This is a genomic window from Oscillibacter sp. UBA6647 (genome assembly GCA_002455655.1).
In the GTDB taxonomy this organism is placed as follows: domain Bacteria; phylum Bacillota; class Clostridia; order Oscillospirales; family Oscillospiraceae; genus Oscillibacter.
Genome location: DKLF01000096.1, coordinates 77,326 through 90,643 on the forward strand (window position 1 = coordinate 77,326; position 13,318 = coordinate 90,643).

The following is a 13,318-nucleotide window of genomic DNA, read 5'->3' on the forward strand; positions in this document are numbered from 1 at the left end:
ACCAGACGCCACCTGCGTGCCGAAAGTTGTATGTGCTTATATTTCTTAAAAATCCATTGATTGGTCAGGAAATTTCTGAAACCGCCATATACTCCAGCACTTTTTAAAACTGAAATCCAGACTCTTAAATTGCAGGTCGCCCGAAAAAATAACCATTTCTTTTTATATTTTATGCATATTTCACAAGGCGATTGAGGCAGGTGGCGCACCTGCGCAGGGCCTTTCCCCGCCGCTTGAAATCGCAGGCCTTTAAAAACTCTCTCCATGCGTTTCCGACACAAAGAAAATACTTCCGCCCCGCGGCAGCAAAGAATCAATCCCCCGGATTTCCGGTTTCCGGCAATCGACAACGCTAAAAAAGCCGGGGAGCATCGGCGCAGTGCGCCAATGCTCCCCGGTTCTAATTTCGGCGGTTTGCGTTATACGCCAAACTGCCGGTACAGGAAGGTCACAATCTGACCTCTGGTGCAATTGGTATTCGGGCTGAACGTGGTGGCTGTGGTTCCGTTTGTAACCGATTTTTCCACGGCCCACAGAATTGCGTTCGCGTAGTACGCGCCGGAGGGCACATCGCCAAACGAATTGGCAGTTGTCACAGGCGGAGAACCCGCCGCGCGGTATTGGAAGGTGACAATCTGCGCCCGGGTGACAGCGCCATTGGGGTTAAATACCGTGGCGCTGGTGCCGCCAGTGATTCCCTTCTCCAGCGCCCACAAAACCGCCTTGAAGTAATAGGCTCCGCTGTCCACATCCCCAAAGGGATTTGCTGTGGAAGCAGGCTTCGGAGACCCCGCCGCTCTCCACAGGAAGGTCACCGCCTGTGCGCGGGTACACGCGGCGTTGGGGCCGAAGGTGGTGGCGCTTGTCCCGGAGGTCACGCCCTTTTCAACCGCCCAGCGCACGGCGTCCGCATAATACGCGCCGCTTGCCACATCGGTAAATGCCAGCTCCGCAGGCACTTCACTGCTGGGAATCACAGCAAACACGGAGAGATTCCGCACGCCGCTGATCGTGAGGCTGTTTCCGCTGACCGAGGGCTTCAGATACTCTTTTGTGCCGTCGGCCAGAATGTGCAGCACATAGGGATTTGCAATCTTGCTCAGATTGGCAACCGTCAGCGTGATAGTCAGCGTCCCGTCGAAACTGTGGACGGCCTGACCGCCAACGGAAAGGGATACGTCAAATGCAGGTGTTCCATCAGAAAGGCCCGCGGCAGAGGCCGAGGCAGTCGTGATGCCGACACTGACGACGGCGCTGGAAGAAGCCCCGCTAATCACGCCCGCCAGCGCTTCGGCGGATACGGCGATCACGCCGTTTTTCGTAGTAATGTTCAGGCTGTTGTTGTTGGCCTGTGCTGCGGTCAGTCCCGACACGGGCAGCGTAACCTGAGACGTGCTGGCCGCGCTGACGGAAATGGCAGCGCCCTTGGCCGCGCTTTTAACGGCGGCAGTCATCTGCGCGGCAGTCACGCTGCCGCCGCTGGCGCTGATATTCGTGTTTCCGGAAGAAACAGAGCCGCCGTCACCGGAGTCGCTGCCAGAGTTGTTAGTGGGGACACTGCCGCGCTTCACATAGGCGGCCGTGCCATCCTCCGCATAAAAGGACAGCGTCTTACCCGTCCCATCGGTGACAATGGTGTAGGGGCTTGTGGATGTAGTACCGCCTTCGGTTGCAGCAATGTACACGCCGGAAAATGTGCTGGCGCTGCCGTCGTTATCGTAGGCATAGAATGTATAATCCGCAGTCTTCGTATAACTGCCGGTGCCCATATCCAGATAAGTCGCGCCGGTACCGTCAGCCTTCAGTTCGCAATACATTCTGACATTTGAAAGTCCCGTTGCGGCTTCCAGCAGCGCCAATGTGGCCGCGTTCGCATCCCAGATGCCCACCAGATCAGACCGCTGTGCGGCAGTCTGGGCCGTCACTCCTTCAGACAGGTTTTCGGTGCAGAACAACGCGATCACCTGACGCAGAGCATTGTCAATCTGGCCCTTTGTCCCCGTGGTTTCCTCCATTGCGCTGGTGGGAATGCCCGCAGCCAGCCAATTGGCATAGCTGCCACTAGCAAACTGCTTCAGCGCATTGAGATCGCTGCCATAGCGGAATTCAATGTGGTAGGTTTCCTCTGGCGTATCAGGCGCCATCAGGAAGTAGGTGTAGTCGCCGGAGTCCGCATCCAGACTTTGCAAGACGGTAAAGCCGGACATAACCGCCTTCCCATCCATATATAGAGCCTCAGTTCCTACATAGCGATAGGGGCGAGAGAATAGCCGGACGCCCTGTGCGTCATAGCCGGAAATCTGCAAGCCGTTGAAGGTGAGGGTCGCTACGTCGCCCATAAAGCCGCAGAAGAAGGCACCTTCGCCCTGCTGGCCCTCTGCCGCGCCGATGGAAGCCTTCATCATGGCAACCATTTCGTCTGCTTTGTCCGCGCCCACAACGGCAGCGGAGAAGTCATGCCAGTAGGCATCGCATTTCGGCAGGAAGGTCGCGCCCTCAAAAAGCTGCTGATAGGTATCGCTGATGCCTTGGATAAAGGCTGCGGTGTCGTCCTCGCCGTATTGGTCCCCGCTCTCGTACATGCCGTTGGTGGTACCCACAGCGTTTACCGCGGCCGCGTTATTAATCGTCAATCCGCTGAACGTATTGCTCTCATCAATACTGCTGCCCACGGCCCGTCCGGCAATTGCGCCGGGCGTGGTTGCGCCGTACACGGAATCCGCGCCCGTCCCGGCGATAATGGAGCCGGAGACGGTATTGTTACTTGCCGTGTATCGGTCTTCCATTCCATAGAAGTACAGGCCGGTTCCGATCAGGCCGCCCACATGGGTGGCTCCGGGGGCGTTAATGGTAATGTCAACCGTGTTTCCAGTGACGGCGGTTGGTGTGAGGGGTTCAGCGGTGATGTTCTTATCGTCTCTCCCGTCATTGCCGGTGCCCGCATAGCCGCACAGTCCGCCAATGGCGTGCCCGCCCTTCTGCGTGGAGATGGTAACTTTGGTAACAGTGTTACCTGTAATGTCCGTCATGCATTGCAGGCAGCCCGCTAGACCGCCAAGGCCCACAGGCTCGTTGCCGGCAGCGCTCACCGTGCAGTTGGTGGCGGAGGAGTTTGTGATGGAGCCGCCGAAGCCGCCTCCCACCACGGGACCGCCGCATTCCGCCACATCGACCTGAATGATGCGGCCCGGAGTCTTGGAGAAATCGTTGCTGCCCAGCACCACAATATCGGTCTTGGACACGTCACAGCCGGACAGCGCGGCGCTTTCGCTGCCGCCGGTGATGCCGCCCACGCAGTTCCGTCCGGTGACGGTATTCCGCTGTCCGTCAGCCGTTAAATCGACATTGCTCAGAACCGCACCGGGCAAGGCGTAGCCGATGACGCCACCGGCAGTCATGGCCGCGTTTTCGTTGGCAGCGACGCTGACATTTTTCACCGTCAGGTTCTTCACCGTGCCGGTGACGCAGGAGAAGATGCCGCCGGGAGCCATCATCGTCTCGTCGGCACTGGCATCCACCGTGACGTTGGAAATGGTAAAGTTTCCGCCGTCAAAGGTACCGGAAAACGCCTTGGTCAAATCCATCGCTCCGGTGGTCATATTTACATCCGTACCGTAGCGCAGCACGCCGATGGGCTGCCACAAATGGTAGTTCTTTCCTTGAGAGCTGAAATTAAACGAGGAAAGGTCAATATCAGCCGTCAGCTTGTAATTTGCATTCAGGCCGTAGTTTACCGCATACAGAGCGGCGGCGGATGAAATCTCATGGGGCGTATTAGTAGAGCCGTCTCCGCCCGCAAAAATATATTGGTCTGCGGCCGCACCCTCGACGCTGTCAAGATCAGTGATCCAGCCCACCAGCTTATAGGAACCTGCGTCGGCAGTGCTATTGGTCACACTGATCCGGGCAGGGACCGGGTAATACGCGGCAAACGCATCAAAATAGAATCCGCCGCCCAACAGTCCGCCCACCCGGGTGGATGATGCGATGGTGTAAATTGCCGAGCCTGCGACGGCGCAGTCTGTAATCTGCGTAGGTGCCGCAAGGCCGCTTGTCCCGGAATAGCCCATAAGGCCGCCAATCAGGTCGGCCTTGCCGTCCGCAATTCTGACGGCCACATCGGTTGCCGAGCAATCTTTCACATAAGCAGCTTCAATGGAGCAGCCCGCCAGACCTCCGATACCAAAGGCAAATCCTCCGGCAGTGGTGACCTCGACGCTGCCGCTGTTCACGGTGCAACGCTCCAGCGTGCAGCCCTCCAGCCCGCCAGCCACAAGACCCGCGTCATGGACGTTCGCACCTGAAACTGTTGCGCCGGAAATTCCGTCCATGGTCAGGGCGGTCCCGGAAACGTCGCAGTTCAGGATGGTGGAATCCATGCCCGCGCCAACAATACCCGCCACCATGTTGGCAATGTTGGCACCCGTGCTCCATCCGTGGATGGTATTGGTTCCGGTCAAGTCCACGTTGTCCACGGTGGTATTGTAGGCATAGCCGATGGCCGCCGCGGTCATGGTGAAACCCGCAACCGTTGCGTTTTCAAGGGTCAGATCCTTCACCGTGGCATTGGCCGTGACGCCAAAGAGGCCCACGCACATGGCGTTTTCTCCCCCGATGTTCAGTCCGGTAATCGTTTTTCCATTGCCATCAAAGGTTCCGTGGAAGGCATAGGCTTCATCGGGCTCTTCCCCATTTTCCGCCGATGCCTGGAACGTACCGATGGGCGTCCATGTGCCGGTTAAAGTAATATTTGCCACCAGCTTGTAGGATGCTCCCAGATTCTCCGCCACCATGGCAAGCTGCCCGGCAGTTTCAATCTGATAGGGGTCGTCCACCGTACCGGCGCCGCCGGCAAAGTCTGATGTACCCTGCGATGCAGTGGTCAAATAGCTTTCGAGCTGTGCCCCGCTGGTCTGCGCCGAAACGATCTGTTTTGCCGAATCGGCATCATTCAGTTCCGCCGCCAGTGCCGCCGACGGCAGCAAGGACAAAGCCATCACTGCCGACAAAACCGCAGACATTATTTTCTTACGTTTGATTTTCATTTCTTCCTCCTCTTAAGATACTGTACTGCCAGAGATGCGTTTCTCCTTTCTCCTGTTACTTAGTTAGCTTTTACTAACCGTTGGACAACATGTGCCGCTTGCTGTAAGCCGCAGCTTGGAAATTGTGCAAAATCACTTTTCAAATCTCCCGTAGTTAGCATTGACTAACCTACGCTCATAAAAAAAGTCACTCCGCCTTTTTCGTGCTTTATTATTCTAATCTCAGCATTCGTATTCTACTGCAACCATAGCTCGCGTGTCAACCATGATTCACAAAAATATGGAAATAAAAATTTCGACTGAAAATAAGCCAAGGCAGTATTTGCAGTGCCGAGTTTAAAAAGCGCACGGCTTTGCACCCCACGTCGTCCTGCCGGACTTCGGCGCCTGCGGGCGCAGGCGGCTCTATTCTCCCGTGCGATTCTTGGCGGGCGGATAGTTCTCTCCGTTCTTTGCGCTGTACAGACCGACCGGGGCCGTCTCTTTTAAAAGGAGACGGCCCCGGTCGTTTTTTATCAATCAGTCCTCGGGATGGAAATGGCTCTTGTCCGCGCCGCACAGAGGGCAGACATAATCGTCAGGCATGGGGCCTTCCTCGGCCTCGTCATAGACATAGCCGCACATATCGCACACATACTTCATAAAAAATCTCCTTTCCGATATATTTTTTCCTGTTTTCAGGGCAGAGGCTCAAAGACTTCGGCGGTGCGATGACAGATCGGACATTCAAAGCCGTCCGGCAGGGCGTCGCCCTGATAGATGAAACCGCACACCTTACATACAAAGCCTTTGGGCTTGTCCTCTTCTTTATCGCCGGGGGCAGCCGGCGCATCTCCCCGCAGATCGGCGGCCAACGTGTCGGCCAAAGCCTCCAGCTCCGCGTCCTGCCCAATGGCCAGAGCGGATTTCAGCGTGACGGGAGCAGTCACAATCTCCATATTTTTCATCCCGCCCAGAATCTGAGTCATCAGCTTTCCGCTGGCAGGCGCCCAGGAACCATTTTCAATCAGGGCCACCTTCCGGTTTTGCAGGTTGTGGTGGGCCACGTCATGAAGCAGATTTTCCATGGAGACGAAAATACCGTTGTTATAGGTGGTGGAAGCAAACACGATATGGCTGTATTTAAACAGCTCGGACAATACATAGGAATAGTGGGTCACAGACACGTCGTACATATCCACGGCGATGCCCCGCTCCGCCAGACGGCAGGCAAGGATGTTGGCCGCGGCCTCCGTCCCCCCGTAAACCGATGCAAAGGCGATGAGTACGCCCTGCACCTCCGGCTCGTAGGCGGCCCACTTGGCATACTTGCTCAGGGGATAGTCCAGATTTTTCCGCCACACCGGACCGTGGAGCGGGCAGATCATCCCAAGCTTCAGCCCCGAAACCTTCTTCAGCAGCGAAAGCACCTGCGGGCCGTATTTCCCCACAATGTTGGTATAGTACCGCCGGAACTCGTCCAGCCAGTCCCGGTCAAAGTCCACCTCGTCGGCAAAAAGAATTCCGTTCAGCGCGCCGAAACTGCCGAAAGCGTCGGCGGTAAACAGGATGCGGTCGGTGGAGTCATAGCTGGCGATGACTTCCGGCCAGTGGACCATGGGGGCATTGTAAAAGGTGAAGCTGTGCCGCCCGGTGGGAAGGGAATCTCCCTCATTTACAAGAATCACCCGCTTGGGATCTGTGCAGTGGAACTGGTGAATCATGTTGACGGACTTCCCGTTGCACACAATCGTGGCCTCAGGATGCCGAAGCATCAGATCGCCCAGCGTGGCCGCGTGGTCCGGCTCCATATGGTGGACAAACACATAATCCAGTGTCCGCTCACCCAGCGCATACTCCAGATTTTCAAAAAACTGAGTCTGCACCGCCCGGTCCACCGTGTCAAACAGGACGGTTTTTTCATCCAGCAGCAGATAGGAGTTGTAGGACATGCCCCGGGGCGTGGGATGGGCCGCCTCAAAGCGAGGAGCCTGCCGGTCGCTGACGCCAAGCCAGAGCAAATCCTCCGTTACCTTCCGAATACAGTGCATAGTCAACACCTTACCTTTCTAAAACGCAGCGTTTCCATACCGCCATACGGCAGATCAACGGATTCACCGTTCTTTTCAAGCACCCTCAGACGGGCGGAAACACAGCCAAAAACAATTACATTGCCTGCTTTGCCAATATTATAACATACTCTTCCTATAAAAACCAACCGCAATTGCGACAATTTTAAAGCCGTCGCCCCATATTCCGCAGCCCATGGGCCACAGCGCCGACCGACCGCAAAAGCGGGCGGAACAAGATTTAAATTCAACATATACCTGGCCCGGTGGCTTTGTCAAGCGGCAAATGCCCCGTTTTTTCCGGCGGGGGCCGGAAAATTTTTTTGAAAGGTGAAACTTATTGGAGCGTCTTTACGTCAAGCTATTACAAGCCCAGCCAAAAACGGCAGGGATTACTTTTGGAGGTATTTTGTATGACAGGAAAAACGAAACCGCTTACTTTTTTTAAAAAGCGGATGCTGGCACTATTGGCAGCGGTGTCCCTCGTGGCGCTGAGCGCCTGCGCGCAGCAGCCGCCCGCCGGTTCTTCCGGCAGCACGGGGCAAGCTTCTTCTTCCGGATCCGCCCAGTCGGGAACCTCTTCCGCCGGGTCTTCTCAGGCGGAGGACACCGGGGCCTTGGATCTTTCGGACCTGACAGGGCTTCTGGGCATGACGCAGGAAGAGCTGCTCTCCGCCATGGGAGATGAAACCCCCGAATCTGTGGACGAGGGCGGTATGGCCTTTGAAAAGGCAGGCATTCGCGTCTGGTTTGATGCCGACACCTACACGAAGGTGGCGCAGGTCCTTGTGATGACCGACAGCATTGATCTGAACGGGCTGCATCTGGGTGACAGCCTGTCTGACTTTACAGAGGTTTTCGGCCAGCCTCTCAGCGATAAGGACGGAGATGCTCATTTTGCGTATGGAGACATTTTCCTCTCCGTGGTTTACGATACGGCCTCCGAGTCCAAAGAGGTCATCAGCGTCTACGTGCTTCAGGAGGATTTTTAAAAATCCGTCCGCGTCCTTCGCGCCTTTGTGATAGCGTTTGATCGGCATTTGTGCAACCGGGTCCCTGCGCCTATGGCGCAGGGACCCGGTTTGATTTATTTTGGCGATATTTCGCGGTGGGCCTGCCTGCAAACTTGCATCGGCTTCTGGGCGGTTCGGCCCTTTTGCGGAAGCTACGCCAGATTGGCCACGGCGGTATAAATGCCGGAGATACGATACCATGTGGGGAAATTGACCCGCCCCGTCACCGGCAGGTCAAACGTCTCCTGAAATACTCGGACGGCATTTGCCGTGCTCTCTCCGTACACGCCGTCCTCCGCCACCTTGGGGATCAGGGGATAGTTGTTGGAAATGGCGTTGAGCTGGTGCTGGATCGTCTGCACCGGAGCACCGGTAGAGCCCTCCTCCAGCACATAGCCGGGGAAGGAAATGGGAATGCCCTCCACCTTTTCCGCCTGCTCTAAAAAGATGTCATAGCCGTAAAAGCTTTTCAGAATTTGCAGGGCGGGATAGCCCTGATCTCCCAAGTCCTTGGAGCCCCACTGGCTCAGCCAGCCCGGACAGCTCCGCCGCGCCCCGTCGCAATACTGGGTGAACAGGGGCTGAACGATGTCCGGCTTTGTAATATAGGTGGTAAATATTTCGTCCACCACCTCGGAAATCTCCCGGAAGATGGTGCGCCCATAGGTAAACGCCTGATCGTAAGCCGTGGAATTGGTGACTGTAAAGTCAAAACCCTTGTTTCGGTACCACTCCGTATAAACCCGATTGAGGGTGAAGGAGATGATGGCCAAAACATTTGCCTTAATTGTTTCCCGGGGCCAGGTGGAATAAATTTCACTGCTGGCCACGTTCTTGATGTAGTCTGTAAAAAGCACCGTGACGTTGGCGGCGTCGGTATTTTCCGGACGGCCCTGATGCACCACAATCAGCTCCGGCACCACCGGTGCCGGCAGAACCACCAGATTTTGAGCAAAGGGCAGCTCTTTCACCGCATCCTCCGGAATTTTGGGCGGAAAATCTCCCCAAAGCGTGGGATAGGGAATCAGAAGGCCCGAAAACGTCGGCCGCAGGGCCACGTTCTGCACTGCCGTGACCTCGGGAAACATCTGCACGTTTTCGATGACCGTCTGCCCATAGCCCGGAAGTGAGACGAGCACATTGTACTGGTTAAAGGGCCGGGGCCGTCCGGCCTCCATAGAAAATTCCAGCGGGGGCGTTGGAAAGGTCAGCTCCGGCGCTTTCCCCTGTGCATTGGTGCGAACCTCTTCCAAAACATTTCCGGAGTCCGGGTCCACAACCCGGACGGACACGTCCTCTGCCGGCACGCGCTGGTTCTCCAAAAACGCGTTGATCTGTAATTGTCCCAGTCCACCTTGAATATTTTGCACCGGCGCGGTGTTGTTTTCACCATTCATACTTTAAGCGCTCCTCCCTGCGGCATGTGATTTAATTGCTGACGGCGCGCCTCCTTGCGTCCGCCTGCCGCCCCAGCTTCCCCGGCGGCACGCGGACGCAAAGACGCTTTCCTGACGACAATACCATCCTATGCCGCCTCTGCGAGCCTTATCACTCTAGCCGCGCGAGCGCTCGTTTTCCCCTTCAAAAAAGGCATATAAGCCAAATGCAGGATAGCTATAAGTCCAATAAATAGTAATCATTCCGAAAATATTCTTGCAATTTTATCCCAAATATGATACATATGAAGGGTACTACATCTCTCACAACCCCGCACCGGACTGCATAAAGCATTGCCGCTGCCGCCGTAAAGGAGGAACGACTGTGAAAAAAATAACAGCAATATTGAGCCTGTCTCTTCTATTTCTTTTGAGCGCCTGCTCACCAAGCGAGCCGTCGGCTTCAGGAAGCGGTTCCGAGGACGTTTTTCCGGAGCCGGTTAAAATTACCGCCGAGGAAGCCCATGAGCGCATGACCACCGGGACGCCCGTGGTTGTGGACGTGCGCACCGCCGGAGAATACGCGGAGGGCCACATTCCCGGGGCCATCCTGCTTCCCAATGAGGAGATCGGCACCGAGCCGCCGGCCCAGCTTCCCGTGCTGGACGCAGAGATTTTGATTTACTGCCGCAGCGGAAACCGCAGCGCGCAGGCCGCGACGAAGCTTTCGGACATGGGCTATACGAATCTCAGTGATTTCGGCGGCATTATCGACTGGCCCTATGAGACGGAGAGCGGAGACTATCAGATCGTCGAAACGGCAGGAACCCTGTCCTCCTTCGCCGCGTGGGATTTAAACGGCGTTCCGGCGGACCAGCGCATTTTTGCGGATTATAAGCTAACCTTAATTAACATCTGGGCCACCTTCTGCGGCCCCTGCCTGCGGGAAATGCCCGATTTGGGCCAGTTGGCCGCCGACTATGCGGACCGTGGCGTTCAGGTGTTGGGGATTGTGGTGGACATTCCCCAGACCAGCGGGGCCTTTTCCCCGGATATGGTGCAGACTGCCCGGGATCTGGTGGAGCAGACCAGGGCAAACTATCTCCATCTGCTGCCCTCGGCGGATTTGATTGCCGCCAAGCTGTCTGGTGTCAGCTCCGTGCCGGAGACGATTTTTGTCAACGATAAGGGTGAGCTGGTGGGCCAATCTTATGTGGGCGCCCGCAGCGGCGAGGAGTGGTCTAAAATTATCGACTCCCTGCTGGAGACGGCGGAATGACGGCAAAGGACGCCCCCCGGCCTCACCGTCGGTTGGCAGGAAAGCGCCTCGTCACTGCGGCAATTTTTCTCGTCTCCGTGGGCCTGATTGCCGTGGGCGTCTCTGCTGGCGAGCCGGCGGAGGTTTTGCAAAAGGCCGTGAACATCTGCCTTGAGTGCATCGGGATTGGCTGATGAAGCAGGGTATTCGACACTTGATTCAGGCGCTGGCGGCCCTTGCCCACAACCCGCATCTGGGCAATTTTGTCGTCGGGCGCATTCATCAGGGACCCTCCAAGCGCCTGTGCGTGCCGGGGCTGAATTGCTATTCCTGCCCGGGCGCCGCTGGGGCCTGCCCCATTGGCTCGTTGCAGGCGGTGATTGGCGGGCGGACGCGGAGCGTGTCCTATTACGTGACGGGAACGGTTTTGCTGTTCGGGGTGCTGTTCGGTCGGCTAATCTGCGGCTTTCTATGCCCCTTTGGTTTTGTGCAAGACCTGCTGCACAAAATCCCCTCTCCCAAGCTAAGCCCGCCCCGGCGGCTGGATTGGGGGCTGCGCTGGGGAAAATACGTGTCTCTTGTTGCCGTGCTGCTGCTTCCCGCACTGCTGAAGGACTCTTTTGGCATTGGCGACCCGTTTTTCTGCAAATACGTCTGCCCCGCCGGAACGCTGGAGGGCGGCCTTCCCCTGCTGGCGACCAACGAGGCGCTGCGGGCCGCCGCCGGGTTTCTATTCTCATGGAAGCTGGTGCTTTTGGTGCTGGTCATCGCGGATTCAGTTCTGGTATACCGCCCGTTTTGCAAATATCTTTGCCCCCTGGGGGCCATTTACGGGCTGCTGAACCGCTTTAGCGTCTATCAGATGGGCGTGAACGAAAGCGCCTGCATTCATTGCGGGCGCTGCGAAAAGGCCTGCAAAATGGGCGTGGACGTAACCGGGAACATCAACTCGGCGGAGTGCATTCGATGCGGCGCGTGCAAGGCGGCCTGCCCCACAGGCGCCATCTGGTCCGGCTTTTTCAAGCACGAAGAAGCCGCCGCGAAAAACAGTTCAGCCCCACCGCCGCCCAAGCCGCCCACCGGCCGTGATTGAGCGGAGTGACCGGCAAGCCGTTAAGACCGCGACAAGCCCAATAATTCCCTTCGATAGGACAGAATTTCACCTTGACACTTTACTATTTTTAAGGTAGTATAAAAATAATTCAGGTGTGTCAACGGGGACGAAAAGCCAGTAGAATTTATCTGCGCTTTCGTCCCCCTTTTTATGATTGGGGGAGATGCCAATGGAAGAACTTCTGCGCATGGAACACATTACCAAGCAGTTCGGCAGCGTCTATGCCAACCGGGACATCAATTTGGATGTTCGTCGCGGCGAGGTGCACACACTTTTGGGCGAAAACGGCGCTGGGAAGAGTACGCTGATGAACGTGCTGTTTGGCCTCTATCAGCCCACCGCCGGAAAAATCTATTTGAATGGGGAGTCGGTGAAAATTGCCTCTCCCGCCGAGGCGGTAAAAAAGGGCATTGGCATGGTTCACCAGCACTTCATGCTGGTGGAGGCAATGACGGTTCTTGAGAACATCATTTTGGGCGACCGGCGGACAACGGGCCTGTTCATCGACAAGGATGCCCGGCGCAAGGAAATTCTGGAGCTGGCGGAGCGCTATGGGCTGGACGTGGAGCTGGACAAGCCCGTCACCGAAATCGCCGTGGGCGCGCAGCAGCGGGTGGAAATCCTCAAGGCGTTGTACCGGGGCGCAGAGCTTCTGGTGCTGGACGAGCCCACCGCCGCCCTCACCGACATCGAAACCGAGGGCCTGTTTGCCATCATCGAAAAGCTGAAAAGCGAGAACAAGAGCGTTATTTTTATCAGCCACAAAATGCGCGAGGTGATGAAGATTTCCGACCGGGTCACGGTGCTGCGGGCGGGACAGACAGTATGCACGCTGGACTGCCGCGGAACGGATAGCTGCCAGCTCGCAAACCTGATGATTGGCCGAGACCTTGCTCCCTCCCGCTATGAAAAAATTGAAAAACCGGGCGAGCCCGTGATGGAGCTGGCCCATGTGAGCTTCCACAAGTCCTCCAAGCACAACGGACTGAACGACGTGTCCCTGACCGTGGGCCGGGGCGAAATCGTGGGCATCGCAGGCGTGGACGGCAACGGCCAGAGCCAGCTTGCCCAGATTGTCACCGGCGTGCTCACGCCGGAGGAGGGTGTTGTGGACCTGAAGGGCTCCACCGTGGCCCGCTTTACCCCCAACGGCTTTATTCTGGAAAACGTGTCCCACATTCCCGAGGACCGCAATAAAATGGGCCTCATCGGCAATATGTCCGTGCAGGACAATCTGGTGCTGAAAAGCACGGAAGAGGCCCGTTTTTCCGATGGACACGGATTGCACCTGAAAAAGAAAGCCATCCATGACTACGCGCTGGGCATGCAGGAGAAATACGACATCCGGTGCGAGTCCGTGGATCAGGAGTGCCGCAATCTCTCCGGCGGAAACCAGCAAAAGGTTGTTCTGGGCAAGTGGATGTTTACTGAGCCGGAGGTTCTGATTCTTGACGAGCCCACCCG

General features: G+C 56.7%; 9 protein-coding genes. 5 read left to right on the forward strand and 4 right to left on the reverse strand.

All coding sequences use genetic code 11. From position 1 onward, the window contains the following. Positions 1–419 precede the first annotated feature (419 nt). The 3 genes from B2W96_RS07090 to B2W96_RS07100 all read right to left on the reverse strand — a co-directional run bounded on the left by B2W96_RS07090 (position 420) and on the right by B2W96_RS07100 (position 7,075). Positions 420–5,045 (reverse strand): S-layer homology domain-containing protein, encoded by a 4,626-nt coding sequence (locus tag B2W96_RS07090; protein WP_293009588.1) that lies wholly within the window; start codon positions 5,043–5,045, stop codon positions 420–422. Between the two features lie 519 nt (positions 5,046–5,564). Further along, a complete protein-coding gene (locus tag B2W96_RS07095; protein WP_293009589.1) occupies positions 5,565–5,687 on the reverse strand; it encodes a rubredoxin in 123 nt (40 codons plus the stop codon). A 35-nt stretch (positions 5,688–5,722) separates the two neighbouring features. Beyond that, on the reverse strand, positions 5,723–7,075 hold the full coding sequence (locus B2W96_RS07100) for an MBL fold metallo-hydrolase (RefSeq protein ID WP_293009590.1): 1,353 nt from the start codon (positions 7,073–7,075) through the stop codon (positions 5,723–5,725). A 431-nt stretch (positions 7,076–7,506) separates the two neighbouring features. On the opposite strand from B2W96_RS07100, the gene B2W96_RS07105 reads away from it, so the two are divergent. Next, positions 7,507–8,085 (forward strand): hypothetical protein, encoded by a 579-nt coding sequence (locus B2W96_RS07105; protein ID WP_293009591.1) that lies wholly within the window; start codon positions 7,507–7,509, stop codon positions 8,083–8,085. Positions 8,086–8,258: 173 nt separating this feature from the next. On the opposite strand, the gene B2W96_RS07110 is transcribed toward B2W96_RS07105, so the two are convergent. Next, on the reverse strand, positions 8,259–9,503 hold the full coding sequence (locus B2W96_RS07110) for a peptidoglycan-binding protein (protein WP_293009592.1): 1,245 nt from the start codon (positions 9,501–9,503) through the stop codon (positions 8,259–8,261). A gap of 364 nt (positions 9,504–9,867) precedes the next feature. Here B2W96_RS07110 and B2W96_RS11795 point away from each other — a divergent pair, with 364 nt between their 5' ends. From B2W96_RS11795 to B2W96_RS07135, 4 genes are all read left to right on the forward strand, one after another. Next, positions 9,868–10,761, forward strand: coding sequence for a rhodanese-like domain-containing protein (locus B2W96_RS11795; protein ID WP_349680144.1), 894 nt, complete (start codon positions 9,868–9,870; stop codon positions 10,759–10,761). Then, a complete protein-coding gene (locus tag B2W96_RS11800) occupies positions 10,758–10,934 on the forward strand; it encodes a CD1871A family CXXC motif-containing protein (protein ID WP_312158848.1) in 177 nt (58 codons plus the stop codon). Before B2W96_RS11795 ends, B2W96_RS11800 begins: the two co-directional genes overlap by 4 nt. Further along, the gene (locus B2W96_RS07130) at positions 10,934–11,833 is read left to right on the forward strand and encodes a 4Fe-4S binding protein (protein ID WP_293009593.1); all 900 of its coding nucleotides are present in this window, start codon (positions 10,934–10,936) and stop codon (positions 11,831–11,833) included. The genes B2W96_RS11800 and B2W96_RS07130 overlap by 1 nt, the downstream gene beginning before the upstream one ends. Before the next feature lie 190 nt (positions 11,834–12,023). Then, positions 12,024–13,318 (forward strand): ABC transporter ATP-binding protein (locus B2W96_RS07135; RefSeq protein WP_293009594.1); only part of this gene is annotated, 1,295 nt, incomplete at its 3' end.

Coding starts and splice junctions, on each gene's coding strand:
- B2W96_RS07090 (WP_293009588.1), bottom strand. CDS start 5,045: ATGAAAATCAAACGTAAGAAAATAATGTCTGCGGTTTTGTCGGCAGTG.
- B2W96_RS07095 (WP_293009589.1), bottom strand. CDS start 5,687: ATGAAGTATGTGTGCGATATGTGCGGCTATGTCTATGACGAGGCCGAG.
- B2W96_RS07100 (WP_293009590.1), bottom strand. CDS start 7,075: ATGCACTGTATTCGGAAGGTAACGGAGGATTTGCTCTGGCTTGGCGTC.
- B2W96_RS07105 (WP_293009591.1), top strand. CDS start 7,507: ATGACAGGAAAAACGAAACCGCTTACTTTTTTTAAAAAGCGGATGCTG.
- B2W96_RS07110 (WP_293009592.1), bottom strand. CDS start 9,503: ATGAATGGTGAAAACAACACCGCGCCGGTGCAAAATATTCAAGGTGGA.
- B2W96_RS11800 (WP_312158848.1), top strand. CDS start 10,758: ATGACGGCAAAGGACGCCCCCCGGCCTCACCGTCGGTTGGCAGGAAAG.
- B2W96_RS07130 (WP_293009593.1), top strand. CDS start 10,934: ATGAAGCAGGGTATTCGACACTTGATTCAGGCGCTGGCGGCCCTTGCC.